We start from the raw sequence: 20230 nt of genomic DNA on the forward strand, positions 1-20230 counted from the left end.
AATCGAGGTTTTCAATGACAACTGCTTTACAGCAACCATCGCTTTCGAGCCAATGCATGGCCGAGTTTCTGGGGACTGCACTGCTGATCTTTTTCGGCACCGGCTGTGTCGCCGCGCTCAAAGTCGCGGGCGCCAGCTTCGGGTTGTGGGAAATCAGCATCATCTGGGGCGTCGGCGTGAGCATGGCGATCTACTTGACCGCCGGAGTCTCCGGCGCGCATCTGAACCCCGCGGTGAGCATTGCCCTGAGCATTTTCGCCGACTTCGAAAAGCGCAAACTGCCGTTCTACATTCTTTCGCAGATCGCCGGCGCGTTCTGCGGCGCGCTGTTGGTTTACACGCTGTACAGCAACCTGTTCTTCGATTACGAACAAACTCACCACATGGTGCGTGGTACGACCGCCAGTCTTGAATTGGCCTCGGTGTTCTCGACGTTCCCAAACCCAGTGCTGTCCACCGCCCAGGCGTTCCTGGTCGAGATGATCATCACCGCGATCCTGATGGGCGTGATCATGTCCCTGACCGACGACAACAACGGCCTGTCGAAAGGCCCTCTGGCGCCGCTGCTGATCGGCTTGCTGATCGCCGTGATCGGCAGCTCGATGGGCCCGCTGACCGGTTTTGCGATGAACCCGGCCCGTGACTTCGGTCCGAAACTGATGACTTTCTTCGCCGGCTGGGGTGAAATTTCCTTCACTGGCGGTCGCGATATTCCGTACTTCCTGATTCCGATTTTTGCACCGATTGTCGGTGCCTGCCTCGGCGCTGCCGGGTATCGCGGGCTCATCGCCCGTCACCTGACCGGCGCCACACCTGCTACAAAGGATGCAGAACCGGCCATTGACGGCAAACCAAGAACCTCTTGAAACAGTCGGCGCGGGTTCCTGCCCTTTCGAACCCGCGCCATGGCCCACTCTCCCTTATTTCGTCCAAGGCAATCGACATGACCGACATTCAGAATAAGAACTACATCATTGCCCTCGATCAGGGTACGACCAGCTCCCGCGCGATCATTTTCGACCGCGACGCGAACGTGGTCTGCACCGCCCAGCGCGAATTCGCTCAGCACTACCCGCAAGCCGGCTGGGTCGAACACGATCCGATGGAAATCTTCGCCACCCAGAGCGCGGTGATGGTTGAAGCACTGGCCCAGGCCGGTCTGCATCACGATCAAGTGGCCGCCATCGGCATCACCAACCAGCGCGAAACCACCGTGGTCTGGGACAAGACCACCGGCCGTCCGGTGTACAACGCCATCGTCTGGCAGTGCCGCCGCAGCACCGAGATCTGCCAGCAGCTCAAGCGCGATGGCCACGAAGACTACATCCGCGACAACACTGGCCTGGTCACCGACCCGTACTTCTCCGGCACCAAACTGAAGTGGATCCTCGACAACGTCGAAGGCAGCCGCGAGCGTGCGCGCAACGGCGAGCTGCTGTTCGGCACCGTCGATAGCTGGCTGATCTGGAAATTCACCGGCGGCAAGGTGCACGTCACCGACTACACCAACGCCTCGCGTACCATGCTCTTCAACATTCACTCACTGGAGTGGGATTCGAAGATGCTGGAGATCCTCGACATCCCCCGCGAAATGCTCCCGGAAGTCAAAGCTTCTTCGGAGATCTACGGTCGCACCAAGAGCGGCATCGCCATCGGCGGGATCGCCGGCGACCAGCAAGCGGCGCTGTTCGGCCAGATGTGCGTCGAGCCGGGCCAAGCGAAAAACACCTACGGCACCGGCTGCTTCCTGCTGATGAACACTGGCGACAAAGCGGTGAAATCGCAACACGGCATGCTCACCACCATCGCTTGCGGCCCGCGCGGCGAAGTCGCTTATGCGCTGGAAGGCGCGGTGTTCAACGGCGGTTCGACCGTGCAGTGGCTGCGTGATGAACTGAAGATCATCAACGACGCCCACGACACCGAATACTTCGCCAATAAAGTGAAGGACAGCAACGGTGTGTACCTGGTGCCGGCCTTCACCGGTCTGGGCGCTCCGTACTGGGACCCGTATGCCCGTGGCGCACTGTTCGGCCTGACCCGCGGTGTACGCGTGGACCACATCATCCGTGCCGCGCTGGAATCGATCGCCTACCAGACCCGTGACGTCCTCGACGCCATGCAACAGGACTCCGGCGAACGCCTCAAGGCCCTGCGTGTGGACGGCGGCGCGGTAGCGAACAACTTCCTGATGCAGTTCCAGGCCGACATCCTCGGCACCCAGGTCGAGCGCCCGCAAATGCGCGAAACCACGGCACTGGGTGCGGCGTACCTGGCCGGTCTGGCGTGCGGTTTCTGGGGCAGTCTGGACGAACTGCGCGGCAAGGCCGTGATCGAGCGCGAGTTCGAACCGAGCCTGGACGAAGTCGAGAAAGAAAAACTCTACAAAGGCTGGAAAAAAGCCGTCAGCCGCACCCGAGACTGGGCGCGTGAGGACGCTGAATAAGCCAACCTGAGTACTGACTAAAGCTGTCCAAACAGCGTGAAAGCGTAGCGAGCGAAGGCAAGACAAGGCAAAAACAGGCGAGGACCGGCTGGGGTCGCACTCGACTTTACGGGTTTGTAAATGAGCAGTCCGAGCCTGTTTTTAACGCAGGATTGCTTGCGTAACGCCGAAGGCGCCCAGCACGAAGTAGCTTTCACGTTGTTTGGAAACTGGTCGGGAGGAGATTCCTGCGTCATCATGGGCAAATTTTGCACGGCAGCCCAAAGGAAGCCCCATGAATCTGCCTCCCCGTCAGCAGCAAATCCTCGAGCTGGTCCGCGAACGCGGCTATGTGAGCATCGAGGAAATGGCTACGCTGTTCGTTGTCACCCCGCAAACCATCCGCCGCGACATCAATCAGCTCGCGGAAGCCAATCTGTTGCGTCGCTACCATGGCGGCGCGGCCTACGATTCCAGCGTCGAAAACACCGCTTATGCGATGCGCGCCGACCAGATGCGCGATGAAAAACAACGCATCGGTGAAGCCATCGCCGCGCAGATCCCCGATCACGCCTCGCTGTTCATCAACATCGGCACCACCACCGAATCGATTGCCCGCGCCCTGCTCAACCACAACCATCTGAAGATCATCACCAACAACCTGCACGTCGCCTCGATGCTCAGTGCCAAGGATGATTTCGATGTGCTGTTGACCGGCGGCAATGTGCGCCGTGATGGCGGTGTGGTCGGCCAGGCAAGTGTGGATTTCATCAATCAGTTCAAGGTTGATTTTGCGCTGGTAGGCATCAGCGGCATCGACGAAGACGGCAGCCTGCTCGACTTCGATTATCAGGAAGTGCGGGTTTCCCAGGCGATCATCGCCAATGCGCGACAGGTGATCCTGGCGGCGGACTCCAGCAAGTTCGGGCGCAATGCGATGATTCGCCTCGGCCCGATCAGCCTGATCGATTGCCTGGTCACCGACCAGCAGCCGGTGCCGGCATTGGCGCAGTTGTTGAGCCAGCACAAGATTCGTCTGGAAGTCGTTTAAACCTTTCCATCAGCTCCCTCTCCCCACGTGGCGAGGGAGCTTGCTCCCGCTGGGCTGCGAAGCGGCTCCAACACCATTCAACCCTGCTCATCCAGATACTCTTCTGTGCATTCACGACGGCTACGCCGCCGAGCGGGAGCAAGCGCCCTCGCCACAAAAAGCATCTCCCCGCCTGAAAATGTTCGAAAATTTTCTTTTAACCGCCCTTCGATGAGTTTTTTCAATCGAAGTCGACTGGCTGTGCGCGTCTTTATGGGCTACCATTTTCGCAAATGAACATTTATGTTCGATTTCCAAGACAGAAAATCAAAAGAGCCCGAGGCCAGCCGATGTCCACATCTACTTTGCGTACGCCCCCGATCGCCGAGATCTACGATGTTGCCGTGATTGGCGGCGGGATCAATGGAGTGGGGATCGCAGCGGATGCCGCCGGTCGCGGTCTCTCGGTGTTCCTTTGCGAAAAGGATGACCTGGCCAGCCACACCTCGTCGGCCAGCAGCAAGCTGATCCACGGTGGCCTGCGCTACCTCGAACATTACGAATTCCGTCTGGTACGTGAGGCACTGGCCGAGCGCGAAGTGCTGCTGGCCAAGGCCCCGCACATCGTCAAGCCGATGCGCTTCGTGCTGCCGCACCGTCCGCATCTGCGTCCGGCGTGGATGATCCGCGCGGGCCTGTTCCTTTATGACAACCTCGGCAAGCGCGAAAAACTGCCGGGTTCGAAAAGCCTGAAGTTCGGTGCCGACAGCGCGCTGAAAAGCGAAATCACCAAAGGCTTCGAATACTCCGATTGCTGGGTCGATGACGCCCGTCTCGTGGTACTGAATGCCATGGCCGCCCGGGAACAAGGCGCCCATGTGCACACCCAAACCCGCTGCGTCAGCGCCCGCCGCGCCAAGGGCCTGTGGCACCTGAACCTAGAGCGTGCCGACGGCAGCCTGTTTTCGATCACCGCCAAAGCACTGGTGAACGCCGCAGGCCCATGGGTCGCCAAGTTCATCCGTGACGATCTGAAAATGGAATCGCCTTATGGCATTCGCCTGATTCAGGGCAGCCACATCATCGTGCCGAAACTGTACGAAGGTGAGCATGCGCACATCCTGCAAAACGAAGATCAGCGCATCGTCTTCACTATTCCGTACCTGAACCACTTCACCCTGATCGGCACCACCGACCGCGAATACACCGGCGACCCGGCCAAAGTGGCGATCACCGACGGCGAAACCGATTACTTGCTCAAAGTGGTCAATGCCCACTTCAAGAAGCAGATCAGCCGCGACGATATTCAGCACAGCTACTCGGGCGTGCGTCCGCTGTGCAATGACGAATCCGACAACCCTTCGGCCGTGACCCGCGACTACACCCTGGCGCTGTCCGGCAGCGCGGAAGAAGCGCCGCTGCTGTCGGTGTTCGGCGGCAAGCTGACCACCTACCGCAAACTGGCCGAGTCGGCGATGGCCCAGTTGATGCCGTATTTCACCCAGATGCGCCCGAGCTGGACCGCCACCGCCACCCTGCCCGGCGGTGAAGACATGACCACCCCGCAGGCCTTGAGCGCGCAGATTCGCGACAAGTTCGACTTCGTGCCGACCGAGATCGCCCGCCGTTGGTCCACCACCTACGGCAGCCGCACCTGGCGCATGCTCGAAGGCGTGGAAACCCTGGCGGACATGGGCGAACACCTCGGCGGCGGGCTCTACACCCGTGAAGTCGATTACCTGTGCAGCGAAGAATGGGCCACCACTGCGCACGACATCCTGTGGCGTCGCAGCAAGCTGGGCCTGTTCACCACCCCGGCCGAGCAAGAGAAACTGGCGGCATACCTGGGCAAGGTCGAGCAGAATCGCAAGATTGAAGCGGCCTGACCTGACAGCCGATGGATAAAAAGCCCCTGGATCTCACGATTCAGGGGCTTTTTCGTATGCAAGACAAACGGCTATCCCCTGTAGGTGTGAGCCTGCTCGCGATAGCACCCGCTCAGGCAAATCATTTGTGACTGATGCATTGCAATCGCGAGCAGGCTCACTCCTACAGGTCATCAGTAGCCGCAGGAACCATGTTCGGATTTCCGAACGCGACCTTACGGTCGATTCGGTAAACCGGATCAGATCAGCCAAAAATCACCGACACAAAACTTTAATATCTCGCTAAATCAACCAGTTAACCAACGGCCACTGGTCTGGCACGACTCATGCTCTACACTCTCTCGACGAATGCCTGCCGTGCCAACACTTCAGGAGCCTTCAGGCATTCGAAGCACAAAAGGGCCGACGAACTGGCTCCATAAAAAAAACAATTCGAGGAAAATTTGATGCGCATCGTTCCCCATATCCTGGGCGCAGCCATTGCGGCCGCTCTGATCAGCACGCCAGTTTTCGCCGCCGAACTCACCGGCACCCTGAAGAAAATCAACGACTCGGGCACCATCACGCTCGCTCACCGCGACAGCTCCATCCCGTTTTCCTACATCGCGGATGCTTCCGGCAAACCCGTGGGCTACTCCCACGACATTCAGATGGCCATCGTTGAAGCCCTGAAAAAAGACCTGAACAAGCCAGACCTGCAGGTCAAATACAACCTGGTGACCTCGCAAACCCGTATCCCGCTGATCCAGAACGGCACCGCGGATATCGAGTGCGGCTCCACCACCAACAACGCTGAACGCGCCCAGCAAGTCGACTTCACCGTCAACATCTTCGAAATCGGCACCCGTCTGCTGGTCAAGAAAGACAAGGATGGCAAGCCGTCCTACGCTGACTTTGCCGACCTGAAAGGCAAAAACGTCGTGACCACCGCTGGCACCACATCCGAGCGCATCATCAAAGCGATGAACGCCGACAAGCAAATGGGCATGAACATCATCTCCGCCAAAGACCACGGCGAATCCTTCAACATGCTGGAAAGCGGCCGCGCCGTTGCCTTCATGATGGACGACGCCCTGCTCGCTGGCGAAGAAGCCAAGGCCAAGAAGCCAGCTGACTGGATCATCACCGGTACTCCACAGTCCTTCGAAGCCTACGCGTGCATGGTTCGCAAAGACGATCCGGCCTTCAAGAAGGCTGTCGATGCCGCCATCGTCGGCCTGTACAAGTCCGGCGAGATCAACAAGATCTACAGCAAGTGGTTCGAAAGCGCGATCCCGCCAAAAGGCCTGAACCTCAACTTCCCGATGAGCGACAAGGTCAAGGAATTGATCGCCAACCCGAGCGACAAGCCGGCGCCTGACGTAAAAATCTGATTCCTGACTAACCTTATCGCCTGAGGGAGCCACCTTCCCTCAGGCGTCTGTTACTACCTGCTGGCCTTACTGTGGAACACTCGACCTGGCGGTTTCCGAGCCGATCGCGTGTGCCCGGCGTTCAACGTCGGATGGGAAAGGATCTTTCCCAAGCGGGTGCTTGTACATCGATCGATTTCGAGGGGAGACCCTAATGAATTACAACTGGGACTGGGGCGTGTTCTTCAAGTCCACCGGCGTTGGCAGCGAGACGTATCTCGACTGGTACATCGCCGGCCTGGGCTGGACCATCGCCATCGCTGTCGTGGCGTGGATTATCGCCTTGCTGCTGGGCTCCATTCTGGGGGTCATGCGCACCGTGCCGAACCGCCTCGTATCGGGCATCGCGACCTGCTACGTCGAACTGTTTCGTAACGTGCCGCTGCTGGTTCAGCTGTTCATCTGGTACTTCCTGGTGCCCGACCTGCTGCCGCAAAACCTGCAGGACTGGTACAAGCAGGACCTCAACCCGACCACCTCGGCCTACCTGAGCGTTGTCGTGTGCCTGGGCCTGTTCACCGCCGCCCGTGTGTGCGAGCAAGTGCGTACCGGCATCCAGGCGCTGCCGCGCGGCCAGGAATCCGCCGCCCGTGCCATGGGCTTCAAGCTGCCGCAGATCTACTGGAACGTGCTGCTGCCCCAGGCCTACCGCATCATCATTCCGCCGCTGACCTCGGAATTCCTCAACGTCTTCAAGAACTCCTCCGTGGCGTCCCTGATCGGCCTGATGGAACTGCTGGCGCAAACCAAACAGACCGCCGAATTCTCCGCCAACCTGTTTGAAGCGTTCACCCTGGCCACGCTGATCTACTTCACCCTGAACATGAGCCTGATGTTGCTGATGCGCATGGTCGAGAAGAAAGTCGCGGTGCCCGGCCTGATCTCCGTGGGGGGTAAATAATGGACTTCGATTTCAGCGGTATCATCCCCGCCATCCCGGGTCTGTGGAACGGCATGGTCATGACCCTGCAGTTGATGGTCATGGGCGTGATCGGCGGCATCGTGCTCGGCACGATCCTCGCTCTGATGCGCCTGTCGTCCAGCAAACTGCTGTCGCGTGTGGCCGGCGCCTATGTGAACTACTTCCGTTCGATCCCGCTGCTGCTGGTGATCACCTGGTTCTACCTGGCGGTGCCGTTCGTGCTGCGCTGGATCACCGGCGAAGACACCCCGATCGGTGCGTTCACCTCCTGCGTCGTGGCCTTCATGATGTTCGAAGCCGCGTACTTCTGTGAAATCGTCCGGGCCGGCGTGCAGTCGATCCCCAAAGGCCAGATGGCCGCCGCGCAGGCGATGGGCATGACCTATGGCCAGACCATGCGCCTGATCATCCTGCCCCAGGCGTTCCGCAAGATGACCCCGTTGCTGCTGCAACAGTCGATCATCCTGTTCCAGGACACCTCGCTGGTCTACACCGTGGGCCTGGTGGACTTCCTCAACTCCGCCCGCTCCAGCGGCGACATCATTGGTCGTTCCAACGAGTTCCTGATCTTCGCCGGTGTCGTCTACTTCATCATCAGCTTTTCCGCCTCGCTGCTGGTCAAGCGTCTGCAAAAAAGGTTCGCCGTATGATCTCTATCAAAAACATCAACAAGTGGTATGGGGACTTCCAGGTGCTGACTGATTGCAGCACCGAGGTCAAAAAAGGTGAAGTGATCGTGGTCTGCGGCCCTTCGGGCTCGGGCAAGTCGACTCTGATCAAGTGCGTCAACGCGCTGGAGCCGTTCCAGAAAGGCGACATCGTCGTCGACGGCACTTCGATTGCCGACTCCAAGACCAACCTGCCGAAACTGCGCTCGCGCGTCGGCATGGTGTTCCAGCATTTCGAGCTGTTCCCGCACCTGACCATCACCGAAAACCTGACCATCGCGCAGATCAAGGTGCTCGGTCGCAGCAAGGAAGAAGCGACCAAGAAAGGTCTGCAACTGCTGGAGCGCGTCGGTCTGTCGGCGCACGCCCACAAGCACCCGGGGCAACTGTCCGGTGGTCAGCAACAGCGTGTGGCGATTGCCCGTGCGCTGGCGATGGACCCGATCGTCATGCTGTTCGACGAACCGACCTCGGCGCTCGACCCGGAAATGGTCAATGAAGTGCTCGACGTGATGGTGCAACTGGCCCAGGAAGGCATGACCATGATGTGCGTGACCCACGAAATGGGCTTCGCCCGCAAAGTGGCCGACCGCGTGATCTTCATGGACGCGGGCAAGATCATCGAAGACTGCCCGAAAGAGGAGTTCTTCGGCGACATCAGCGCCCGCTCCGAACGCGCGCAGCACTTCCTCGAGAAAATCCTGCAGCACTAAAAGCAACACCGCCGCTCTCTCTGTAGGAACTGCCGCAGGCTGCGATCTTTTGCCTTTAAACAGCAAGATCAAAAGATCGCAGCCTGCAGCAGCTCCTACAGCGGATTGGTGAGGTTTGTTGTGGTGGTTGACCCAAGGCAACTGTGATGAAATGCGACCCCAATCTCTATCGCGCAGCGCCGCCATCACTTGCCGTGAAGCCCCGTCTGATTCGCCATCTGTTCCTGCCGCCGCTGATCATCGTGTTGATGATCGGACTGGGTTACGCCGGCTTCTGGACCAGTGAACATTTCGGCATCCGCAACCTCAGCGAAAGCGGCCAGCGCCAGCTGGAACTGCATGCGCGCACGGTCGAAAGCGAGATCAGCAAGTACACCTACCTGCCCAGCCTGCTGGAACTGGAAACCAGTGTCCCGCAGTTGCTGGCCGACCCGACGCCGGAACACCGGCAAACGGTCAACGCCTACCTTGAAGGCCTGAACCGGCGCAGCCGCAGTCGGGCCATCTACGTGATGGACACCACCGGCCGCGTGATGGCCACCAGCAACTGGCGCGACGTCGACAGCTATCTGGGTGAAGACCTGTCCTTTCGCGCCTATTTCCAGAAAGCCGTGCGCGGCGAACCCGGGCGTTTCTACGGGATCGGCAGCACCAGCGGCGAACCCGGTTATTACCTGGCCCACGGCCTGGAAGAACACGGCAAGATCATCGGCGTCGCCGTGGTCAAGGTGCGTCTCGAAGCACTGGAAGAACGCTGGCAGCGGGCACGCCTGGAAGCCTTCGTCAGCGACGAGAACGGTATCATCATTCTCTCCAGCGATCCGGCGCGACGCCTGAAGTCGGTGGTACCGCTGAGCGACGAAACCAAGGAAAAACTCGCCCGCAGCCTGCAGTATTACTGGTTCCCGCTCAACGAACTGCAACCGCTGGCCCGCGAAATCCTGGCCGAGGGCGTGGAGAAACTGACCTTCCCGGCCAACAGCGAACTGAGCGCCGACGACGACAGCATCAGCTACCTGGCGCAGACCCGGCCGCTGAGCGACACACCGTGGAACTTCACCCTGCTCACACCGTTGCAGGACTTGCGGCGCGAGGCGATCAACCAAGGGATTCTGGTGTCGGTCGCCTTCGCTCTGGTGGCGTTCCTGCTGATCGCCTGGAACGAGCGGCGCAAGGTCATCGCCACCCGCCTCGCCGCCCGCGAAGCCTTGCAGGAAGCCAACAATCAGCTGGAGCGTCGGATTACCGAACGCACCACCGACCTGCGCGCCAGCAACGAACGCCTCAAGAGTCAGATCCGCGAACGACGCCAGGCCGAAGAAACCCTGCGCCGCGCCCAGGACGAACTGGTGCAGGCCGGCAAACTCGCGGCCATCGGCCAGATGTCGACCAGCATCGCCCACGAATTGAACCAGCCGCTGGCGGCGATGCGCACGCTGTCCGGCAACACCATTCGCTTCCTCGAACGCGGTCAGCTCGACGTCGCCAGCACCAACCTCAAGACCATCAACGACCTGATCGACCGCATGGGCCGGATCACCGCCAGCCTGCGCGCGTTCGCCCGGCGTGGTGACGACAAGGGCCAGGCCAGTCTCGGCAAAGCGGTGGACGCGGCGCTGCAATTGCTCGGCGCGCGGGTGGACAGCATGGCGTTGCAGCTGCATCGGCAGTTCATCGACGTGCAGGTGCAGATCGACCAGACCCGCCTCGAACAGATTCTGGTCAACCTGATCGGCAACGCCCTCGACGCCATGCAGGCGCAACCGCAGCCCGAACTATGGCTGGAGGGCGAAGAATTCAACGGGAAATACCGTCTACGGGTGCGCGACAATGGCCACGGCGTCGATGCCGAAGCGCGCAAGCATCTGTTCGAACCGTTCTTCACCACCAAACCCGGCGAACAGGGTCTGGGCCTCGGCCTGACTCTCTCTGCCAGCCTCGCTGCCGCCACCGGCGGACACCTGGGTGTCGAACACCCGGGCAGCGGTGGCACCACCTTCGTCCTCAGTTTACCGTTGGTAAGCCCTACTCCTGCCGAGCCAATATGAACCACGACCTTAGTGTGCTGATCGTCGAAGACGACCCCCATGTGCTGCTCGGTTGCCAGCAGGCGCTGACCCTGGAAGACATTCCCTGCATCGGCGTCGGCAGTGCCGAAGAAGCGCTGGCGCAGGTCGGTGACAACTTTGCCGGGATCGTCATCAGCGACATTCGCCTGCCGGGCATCGATGGCCTGGAATTGCTGACCCGTCTCAAGCAACGCGACCGCAGCCTGCCGGTGGTGTTGATCACCGGCCACGGCGATATCTCCATGGCCGTCGGCGCGATGCAGAAAGGCGCCTACGACTTCATGGAGAAACCCTTCTCGCCGGAGCGTCTGGTGGACGTCGCCCGTCGCGCGCTGGAGCAACGCAGCCTCGCCCGGGAAGTGTCGTCGCTGCGGCGACAACTGGCCGAACGCGACTCCCTTGAGGGCCGCATCATCGGTCGTTCACCGGCGATGCAGAACCTGCGCGAACTGATCGCCAACGTCGCCGACACCTCGGCCAACGTGCTGATCGAAGGCGAGACCGGCACCGGCAAGGAACTGGTCGCCCGCTGCCTGCACGACTTCAGCCGCCGGCACGCCAAGCAGTTCGTCGCGCTGAACTGCGGCGGCCTGCCGGAAAACCTCTTCGAAAGCGAGATCTTCGGCCACGAGGCCAACGCCTTCACCGGTGCCGGCAAACGGCGCATCGGCAAGATCGAACACGCCGACGGCGGCACGCTGTTCCTCGACGAAGTGGAAAGCATGCCGCTGCCGCTGCAGATCAAACTGCTGCGCGTATTGCAGGAGCGCACCCTGGAACGCCTCGGTTCGAACCAGAGCGTGGCGGTGGATTGCCGGGTGATTGCGGCGACCAAGTCCGACCTCGACGAAGCGAGCAAGGCCGGCGACTTCCGCAGCGACTTGTACTACCGGCTCAACGTGGTGACCCTGGAATTGCCACCACTGCGCGAGCGTCGCGAAGACATCCTGCAACTGTTCGAACACTTCACCCAGCAGTCGGCGTTGCGTTTCGACCGGGTGTTGCCGGAACTGGACAACCAGACCCTGTCGAACCTGATGAGCCACGACTGGCCGGGCAACGTGCGTGAACTGCGCAATGTCGCCGAACGCTTCGCCCTCGGTCTGCCGGCATTCAAGAAGTCCGGCGCCAGCAGCGGCAGCCAGGGCCTGGCATTTGCCGAAGCGGTGGAAGCGTTCGAGCGCAACCTGCTCAGCGATGCCCTGCAGCGCAGCGGTGGCAACCTGACCCAGGCCAGCCTGGAACTGGGCATGGCCAAGACCACGCTGTTCGACAAAGTGAAAAAGTACGGGTTGAGCCACTGATGGATCTGATTCTCAAAGCGGCACTCGGCGCGGCAGTGGTGGTGATCCTCGCCGCGCTGTCCAAGACCCGAAACTATTACATCGCCGGGCTGGTGCCGCTGTTTCCGACCTTTGCCCTGATCGCCCATTACATCGTCGGCAAGGGTCGCTCGCTGGAGGATTTGAAAGCCACAATCGTGTTTGGCATGTGGTCGATCATTCCGTACTTCATCTATCTGGCGACGCTGTACGTCATGGTTGACCGCATGCGCCTGGAGGCGTCACTCGCCGTGGCGGTGGTCGCGTGGTTGATCGCGGCGACAGTGCTGGTCTCGGTATGGGTGCGTCTGCACGCCTGATCACAACCTTCGCCGCCTGTAGGAGCTTTACCCGTTGACGGTGCCGCCCCTGGACTCGGCCATGATCTGCCGGATCGCCCCGACAAAGGTGTCCACCGGCTGCCCGCCCGTCACCGCGTACTGACCGTTGAACACCACAGTCGGCACCGAACTCACGCCGCGTTGCAGCCAGAGCTGCTCTTCTTCGCGCACCTCATCGGCAAACTCGTCGGAGGCCAGAATCGCCGCCGCGCGCTGCCGGTCCAGGCCCGCGCTTTCGGCAATCTGCATCAATTGCGCGTGATCGGACGGATTGCCGCCGTCAGTGAAATACGCCTTGAACAGCGCCTCTTTCAAGCGCAACTGCAACCCCTCGAGCCCGGCCCAGTGCAGCAGGCGATGCGCATCGAAGGTGTTGTAGATGCGGCTGTTGCTATCGGTGCGAAAGGCGAATCCGACGTCGGCGCCACGGGCACGAATCGCTTCGCGGTTCTTCTGCGACTGCTCCGGGGTCGAACCGTATTTCTCGCCGATGTGCTCGGTGATGTTCTGCCCCTCGGGGCCCATTTTCGGGTTCAGTTCGAACGGCTGGAAATGAATCTCGGCCTGCACTTCTTCGCGCAGAATCTCCAGCGCCTGCAGCAGGCCGTACAGACCGACGACGCACCACGGGCAGGACACGTCGCTGACAAAATCGATTTTCAAAGCGGAACTCATCACACACCTCGCGGACAGATCACACATCGCAAAATCTGAAAGATACACCGGTAGGCGCTGCCGAAGGCTGCGATCTTTTGATCTGCAAAAGCAAAAGATCGCAGCCTTCGGCAGCTCCTACAGGGGATGCATTTCAATGTGTGCGAGCCTGCTCGCGAAGGGGCCAGATCAAATACCGCCAACCTATCGGTTAAAGCAGATTCCCCGCCGCCACCGGCTCGATCTGCGCCCAGTGTGACGTGTCTTCACGATGTTGCTGCAGATACGGCAACACCGCCGCCAGCAACGGCGCCTTGAACGCTTCCTGGAAACGATGGGCCAGCCCCGGAATCAGTTTCAACTGACTGCCGCGAATGTGCGCCGCCAGGTGCACGCCGTGCATCACCGGCAACAACGGATCGGCCGTGCCGTGCACCACCAGGGTCGGCACCCGCAGTTGATTGAGCAAGGCCACCCGGCTCGGCTCCGCGAGAATCGCCATGATCTGGCGCTTCACACCTTCAGGGTTGAACGCGCGGTCATAAGCAATCGCTGCCTGATGCAGCAGCGCCTGCCGATCATCGCTGACCGCCGGACTGCCCAGCGCCGCCAGCAGGTCAGCCTGCTGCTCCAGCGCCACTTCGCGATTGGGCGCACCGCGTCGCGCCAGCAGTTGCACCAGCGCCGCGCTCGGTGCCGGCAAGCCTTCGGCGCCGGAGCTGGTCATGATCAGCGTCAGGCTCTCCACCCGTTGGGGCGCCATCGCCGCCAGATGCTGGGCGATCATCCCGCCCATGCTCGCGCCCAGTACGTGAAACTGGTCGATGTGCAGCGCGTCCATCAAGCCCAGCGCGTCGTCGGCCATGTCGGTCAATGAATACGGCGCCGACACCGGCAAGCCGAGCTTGTAGCGCAGCACTTCAAACGTCAGATTGGCCTCGACCGGTGCCTGGCGCCAGGTCGACAGACCGACATCGCGGTTGTCATAACGAATCACCCGAAAGCCTTGCTGACACAGCGCAACCACCACTTCGTCCGGCCAGTGGATCAACTGGCCGCCCAGGCCCATGACCAACAACAGCGCCGGGTCCGACGCGCGGCCGATGCTTTGGTAGGCAATGCTCACTTGCTGCAGATCGACATGCTCGGTCGGCACATTCACGTCGCAACGCGCGGCCGCGAACGATGGCGCACCGAATAAAAACGCGACCAGAACGGCCGCGAGCGAAAAAAAGCCCTTGATCATGAAAAACACCGAAACGCAGAACCCCAGTAGAGCGCGAGTCTGATGAAGTTTGTTCAAGCGCGCTGCCACAGTTGCATGACAGTTTGATGAAGTTTGCCGAGCGGTCGTCAGCGCCGCACTCAAAGCACCGCGATAACTATGTACCACCCGCCCCTGCCGTCGCTGACCTCTAATGGCGCGAACGCCGGTTTGCCCGGCCTTCACGCTCTCTGGAGATCTGTCTTCATGTTCGACGAACTCTCGCAGCGACCGACCGACTTCGGTCTCGCCCCCCCCTTACTCCCCAACCCGGATCAGAGCCTGCTGTTGAGCACCACGGCGCGCTGGCGCGACTGCCACGATCAGTGGCTCGACCTCATGACGCAAGATCCGCCATCAATGCTTGACGAGCAGTGGTGGAGCGCCCGGGCACGGGGCACCCCAGTGACTCGCAAGGCCCACGCAATCGGCTTGTATCGGCAGCATTTCGAGGTGTCGAGCCATTGGGCGTTCGCCAACGGCACATTGGCTGAGGGACAGATCGAAGCGCTGCAGACGCTCATCGACCCGACAGCACCAGCGACCTGCACGGTGTCTGTCCAACAGCTGCGACTCAAAGGCGCGGAGCGCCCGACGGTCGAACTGGCCGGCGCGCTGCTCATCACCCTCTGTGGCGATCCAGCGGCCCCGCTCCTGTTGTATTTGCCATCGTCCACCCTGGCCTGGATAAGCTTCCATGATCGCCTTGCCTTGCAGGGCTGGCTGATCGAGCAGCAACCGCAACTGCTCGGCCAACAGCGGCTGGAATCACCGGGCATCAGCATTGAGTACAGCGCACTCGAAGCAGCGGCATTGACGCAAAGCGCCGAGGCTCTGCTGACACAGTTCAAGCGCCTTGCGCCAGATCGCCAACGTCGCGAAACCGTACTCTCGCTGCCTCCGGAACGGCCGGCCATCGACGGACCAGACGATCTCGCGCCGTTCTACCAGCTCAGTCCCGACATTCCATTGGGCCAGCGCCTCAGGGCCCTGAGCCTGCAACAGAGCGCACTGGAGCACCTGCTCGGGAGCGACGTTGAAGGCGACCGGCACGTCCCGCAACTACACCGCCTGCAACAACGACTCGATGACCTCGCGACGGCTGAACAGGCCAGTCAAGTTGCCGCCACGCAGTTGCTCAACCCCGACAACGACCTGCAGATGCTCGAACTACGCCATAAGACCCACCCGCATTACACCGCGCTTTATCAGGCACGGCTGAACGGTTTGCGGGCCGAGGCCGAACTGCAAGCGAGCCTGAAGCAGATCAGCGGCGAAGAGCATCAATGGCTCAAGTCCGTGCTGGATGCGCCCGCTCAACCACGCCCGACCGAGGTCGTCGTGGCGCGACTGATGCTGGCGGCGACCGACACCGAGCACGACGCCAGCCACCCGCAAACCCAGGAGCTGGACGGGGTTCTGCTGTTCTGCCAGCCCTCGGCATTGTTGCCGTCTTCGGATCAAAGCCTGTTGCTTTACTGGCCAGGCCGCTTCGGCGGCCTGCAGCGATTCGCCTCACGCCAGGCGCTGGAAGCGACGCTGTTCAAAATCCCGGCTCACGCTACCACCCAGGCGCTGCATATCCTGGCGCTGAGCACCGATCCGTTCGAATACGGGTTGCAGATGCAGCTCTACGCCTGTGTCCAGCAGGCCAGCCAGATACTGACCGCCAATCCCCTTCCCTCGCATGCAGCTCAACGCAGCTCGGCACTGGAAGAACTGCGCGAACAGGCCATAGCACGTTTGACGGTTCCCGCCTCGCCCTCGCGGGAGCTGAGCTACACACACCTCGTCGAGCAAAACCACAGCGCTGCACTGGCCGACCGCTTGCCGTCCTGGTTGCGTGCATTACCCGAAGCCCGACGCAAGGCGCTCAAGACCTTGTTCAGCGCTTACATCAAAGCGATGAAGGACTCCCACCGGTTGCTCGAGCGCGAATTGCCTTCGCGCGACACCTTCAGCCGCAACGCGATCTTCGCTGACCTGCAACAGACGTTTGGCCTGACTGAAAACGTTGAGGTCGTGCTGGACGTTCCCGACGCCACAACCTGGCGCAAAGAGGTTATCGAAGGACCGGCCCCCGGAACGCCTCAGCGCAATACGCTGATCGCCAGTACGCAACGGAGCAAGCTGCCGCTCGCCGATCTGCTGCAAGGCAACATTGACCAGTCGATGTGGTGGCGCCTGTCGTTCATGCAGGTCGAGGTCAGCGGCGGGGTCGAAGCGCAACGTCGCAAAGTCAAAGCCGCGATCACCCCGCCCTGGCTGCGCAAACTCGTGGCCAGGCAGGATCTCGCCGGCAAGTATGAAGCGCTGATCCGCCAGGCCTTTCTCGGCCCCCCGGGTGAATCGACCTTCGACAATGCCTGGCGCCGTGAATGCCTGAGCGAGCCATGGCGGCTGATGCTTAAACTGCACGGCGCGTTTGCGCTGTTGCGGGGCGACATAACCACCGACGGCCAGCAAATCCTCGACATCGCCATCGATGCCGACAGTCGTGCGGCCTACACGCCCCATGGCCGACGCATCGTGCTGCTGCCGGCGCACTTGAGCGCAGGCGGCGACGACACGCACGGGCAAGGGCCGAGCACACTGGCGGGTGTCACCTTCATTGAGGAGCAGATCAGCCAACAGACGCTGCTGTATCTGCCTGACAGCCCCGACGGAGTATTTCTGCGTCAGTTCGACAGCCTCGAAGAGGCGCGCAAGGCGTTGTACAACCTGTGCCTGCAAACCGCCATGCCCGCTTATCTGGCCGGGCGAGCGATCACTGGCGACGCAGACCGGCATGTCAGCCGGATCAATCAGGCGCTGCTGAAAAACTTCGACGCCATCATTGGTACGGGTCAGGCCTGGCCGGCCAGCACGTCTCTGGCCACGCACATGCTCAACGTGCACATGGGCCGATTGCTGCAAGCCCATCGCGTCACCTCGCGCTCTAACGACGCGCTGTATCTGGAAACCGTCGCGTTGCAATCCGGCACGCTCTTCAACTACCTGAAAATGGCCGTGGGCATGGTGCCCTTCGTCGGCAGCGCCATCGCTCTGTATGACGCCTGGAGCAGTGCCAATCTGGCGGTGGCGGCGTTTCTGCGTGGCGATGTCGGGCATGGCCTGGCCGAAGTGGAAGCCGTGTTGCTGTCGCTGATCGATGCGGCCATGGACGTCCTGCCCGGTACAAACGTTGCCCGCAGTGCGCGCTCCCTCACCCGTCTGCGCCAATTGCAGACATTGGGCAGACGCCCTGCAAGCCTGGTTGCTTCGACACAACGACGGGCACGCTACTCGCTGGAACGCTTCAAGGGGTACGAATACGAACGCCCGATTTCCCTCGCCGGTCTGCAACCGGGCAGCGAAGGGATGTATCGCAATGTCTATCGCCATGCCGACGGCGACTTCATCATCAGCCATGGTCGCATCTACCGCGTCGAACTGAGTCAGAGCCCGCCGCAATGGCGCCTGAGCGCAACCAGCACACGCACCTACAAGCAACCGATCGCTCTGGATGAAGCGGGCTACTGGAACAGCCATTACGCGGTGTACGGCACAACGATCGCCGGCGGCGGTGTCGGGGGTGGCGCGGTGCTCGGGCACATGGCCGACGGTCTCGATCCGCTGTGGCCCGCCGCCATTCGTGGCTGGCTCCCGCGCTGGTGGGTGGATCGCCAACTGCGCCGTCAACTGGCCCTGTCCCACAGCATCGACGCCACTACCCGGCGCCTGAATACCCAGACCCAAAGCTCCGGCCAGTTACTCGAACGCTACCAGGCGCTGACCGTTGCCGAGCGCAGGCCGTTGCAAGCCAGGGTCGACGCGGCGTGTGTCAACGACATCGACGTCGCCCAGGCCGCGTACCAGGATCTCACCGAGCTGCTGCCCCTGAGCCACGGCCGCAAGCGTGTGCAGATCGAAAATTTTCAAAGCCGCTGCGCATGGGTCGTGGTCGACCGCACTATCCAGCGTCTCAACGTGTCCCGGGCCAGGTTGCTGGAATACCTGAGCAAGATCGAAGAAATGGTCGCTGAATCCGATGCAACGCCGTTCACCGATAGCGCCGCCCATCTGGCACTGATGACCCGACGCAAAGGGGTGCGCAAGCAGTTCCTCAAAGAGTTCGAGCACCTGCACAGCACCACCGAACAGGCCAATCTGTGGAATACACGCATCACCCACCGCAGCCAGAAAGCCGTCGTGGCCGACAACATCTCCGCCATAAATGAGTACTTGGGCGAAGTCACCTGCGATTACCTGAAAACCTCGAATATTCTGGAGCTCATCACCCACTACGACGCCATCGACGATTTGTCCTGGAGCTACTTTCAGGTGCAAATGAAAAAGGCCCGGTCCAAGGTTGGACGCGCACTGATGACGCAACACTACCTGCCCGAGGTTAACGCCACCCAGGTCCAGCGCAATCGGGTGCTTGAGGATTGCCTTGAGACCTACGCCGGGTTCCGCCGGCAGTTGAATGCCTGGTGCCTCGGTTATCCACAGCATCTGGACCTGGAACAGGTCACGCCTTTTCTAGACGGCTTGAGCAAAATCGAAACCCACGCGCGGCAAGCCATCAAGCACCGACAGCCGATCAAAGCCAAAGGCAACAGCGGCCGGCAACTGTTCGAAACCGAGGACAACCAATTGCTGATCGGCACCCAGACCATCGATGCCGTCACCCGACAAAAACGCTTCACCATCGAAGGTCTCGATGGCTACCGGGAAACCTGGTTGCCGCGTTCGAGCGGCAAATATCTGCTGCACACCGCATCGGCACCCGCCGCCCTCGTGATGCAGACCGACATCCAGCCGCTGCTCAAGGAGGCCCGCAAACGACTTGCCAGCGTTCCGGCCTACCGCAACAAAGTCATGGGCTACACCCGACAAGACATGTTGCCCGTGGACCTGGAGCACATGCTGAGCAGTGAAGCGCTGGAATTGAGTACCCGGGCCGACACCATCGAACGGCTGTCGCCCGACGAGTCGCTGGTGCTGCAATTGAACACTCAGGCACAGCAACTGCGCGACGCGGGGCGCACACTGCGCATCGAACAGTCACTGCGCAGCCAGACGCCCACTGAAGGTTATCTGGACTATCTGCTGCAACAAAAAGTGGTGGATATCCGCAAGGACGGTGGGCTGCGTGCGCAGGGCAAGCGTGCCGACGGACGCCAGGACTTCCTGCAGGAATACGAGGTGCGTGACCTGACCAGTAACCCGCCACGCACGCTGTGGTACGCGCACTTTCACTACACGTCGGACAAAGTGCCGTTCCAGGACTTTGTCAAAGCGCACTTGAAGTTGCCGGCGCAACGCCATCTCGGTCTGCAATGGCAGCAGGCCCAAGCCGCCGGCGGCGCTCAGGTTGAAGCGATCTGGCGGGGTGACATCGGTAAACCGCTGGGCACCCGCCTGTTTTCAGCACTGTGAATCTGGAGCAGCGGAGCACACCTGGTGCGCCGCTGCCGTTTTGTGAGTCGACAGCTCGATCAACATGAGACAAACTCACCGCCTTCGAATTGATCACAAA

At 61.0% G+C, this 20230-nt stretch carries 14 protein-coding genes; 12 read left to right on the top strand and 2 right to left on the bottom strand.

Features of this window, described 5'->3' with window-relative positions; translation table 11 throughout:
* Window positions 1-14: 14 nt before the first annotated feature.
* The 11 genes from KKQ10_RS22245 (at window position 15) to KKQ10_RS22295 (ending at window position 12767) form a co-directional block, all read left to right on the top strand.
* Window positions 15-866, top strand: coding sequence for an MIP/aquaporin family protein (locus KKQ10_RS22245; RefSeq protein WP_215502282.1), 852 nt, complete (start codon window positions 15-17; stop codon window positions 864-866).
* Between the two features lie 77 nt (window positions 867-943).
* Window positions 944-2446 carry a glycerol kinase GlpK gene (gene glpK / locus KKQ10_RS22250; protein ID WP_016986644.1) on the top strand — a complete coding sequence of 501 codons (1503 nt, stop codon included), beginning with the start codon at window positions 944-946 and terminating at the stop codon, window positions 2444-2446.
* A 274-nt stretch (window positions 2447-2720) separates the two neighbouring features.
* Complete coding sequence (locus KKQ10_RS22255) at window positions 2721-3476, top strand: DeoR/GlpR family transcriptional regulator (RefSeq protein ID WP_007916700.1); 756 nt, start codon at window positions 2721-2723, stop codon at window positions 3474-3476.
* 329 nt (window positions 3477-3805) lie between these two features.
* The gene (gene glpD / locus KKQ10_RS22260; protein ID WP_215502283.1) at window positions 3806-5341 is read left to right on the top strand and encodes a glycerol-3-phosphate dehydrogenase; all 1536 of its coding nucleotides are present in this window, start codon (window positions 3806-3808) and stop codon (window positions 5339-5341) included.
* 446 nt (window positions 5342-5787) lie between these two features.
* Complete coding sequence (locus KKQ10_RS22265) at window positions 5788-6714, top strand: glutamate/aspartate ABC transporter substrate-binding protein (RefSeq protein ID WP_215502284.1); 927 nt, start codon at window positions 5788-5790, stop codon at window positions 6712-6714.
* A gap of 193 nt (window positions 6715-6907) precedes the next feature.
* Window positions 6908-7654, top strand: a complete 747-nt coding sequence (locus KKQ10_RS22270) for an amino acid ABC transporter permease (RefSeq protein WP_007963952.1) — start codon at window positions 6908-6910, stop codon at window positions 7652-7654.
* On the top strand, window positions 7654-8325 hold the full coding sequence (locus tag KKQ10_RS22275) for an amino acid ABC transporter permease (protein WP_007963949.1): 672 nt from the start codon (window positions 7654-7656) through the stop codon (window positions 8323-8325). Before KKQ10_RS22270 ends, KKQ10_RS22275 begins: the two co-directional genes overlap by 1 nt.
* On the top strand, window positions 8322-9056 hold the full coding sequence (locus KKQ10_RS22280) for an amino acid ABC transporter ATP-binding protein (protein WP_095136942.1): 735 nt from the start codon (window positions 8322-8324) through the stop codon (window positions 9054-9056). Before KKQ10_RS22275 ends, KKQ10_RS22280 begins: the two co-directional genes overlap by 4 nt.
* A 146-nt stretch (window positions 9057-9202) precedes the next feature.
* Entirely contained in the window at window positions 9203-11104 is a 1902-nt protein-coding gene (aauS, locus tag KKQ10_RS22285; protein WP_215502285.1) for a two-component sensor histidine kinase AauS, read from the top strand.
* On the top strand, window positions 11101-12429 hold the full coding sequence (aauR, locus tag KKQ10_RS22290) for a two-component response regulator AauR (protein ID WP_127648274.1): 1329 nt from the start codon (window positions 11101-11103) through the stop codon (window positions 12427-12429). The genes aauS and aauR overlap by 4 nt, the downstream gene beginning before the upstream one ends.
* Before the next feature lie 8 nt (window positions 12430-12437).
* Window positions 12438-12767, top strand: coding sequence for a GlpM family protein (locus KKQ10_RS22295; RefSeq protein WP_174823764.1), 330 nt, complete (start codon window positions 12438-12440; stop codon window positions 12765-12767).
* A gap of 27 nt (window positions 12768-12794) precedes the next feature.
* Here the strand turns inward: KKQ10_RS22295 and KKQ10_RS22300 are convergent, their stop codons facing one another.
* Window positions 12795-13463 carry a DsbA family oxidoreductase gene (locus tag KKQ10_RS22300; RefSeq protein ID WP_215502286.1) on the bottom strand — a complete coding sequence of 223 codons (669 nt, stop codon included), beginning with the start codon at window positions 13461-13463 and terminating at the stop codon, window positions 12795-12797.
* Between the two features lie 190 nt (window positions 13464-13653).
* Window positions 13654-14688, bottom strand: a complete 1035-nt coding sequence (locus KKQ10_RS22305; protein ID WP_215502406.1) for an alpha/beta fold hydrolase — start codon at window positions 14686-14688, stop codon at window positions 13654-13656.
* Window positions 14689-14913: 225 nt separating this feature from the next.
* Between KKQ10_RS22305 and KKQ10_RS22310 the strand changes: the two genes are divergently transcribed.
* Entirely contained in the window at window positions 14914-20130 is a 5217-nt protein-coding gene (locus tag KKQ10_RS22310; RefSeq protein WP_215502287.1) for a dermonecrotic toxin domain-containing protein, read from the top strand.
* Window positions 20131-20230: the final 100 nt, after the last annotated feature.

Origin of the sequence: Pseudomonas sp. MG-9, assembly GCF_018729515.1 — a bacterium.
Classification (GTDB): domain Bacteria; phylum Pseudomonadota; class Gammaproteobacteria; order Pseudomonadales; family Pseudomonadaceae; genus Aquipseudomonas; species Aquipseudomonas serboccidentalis.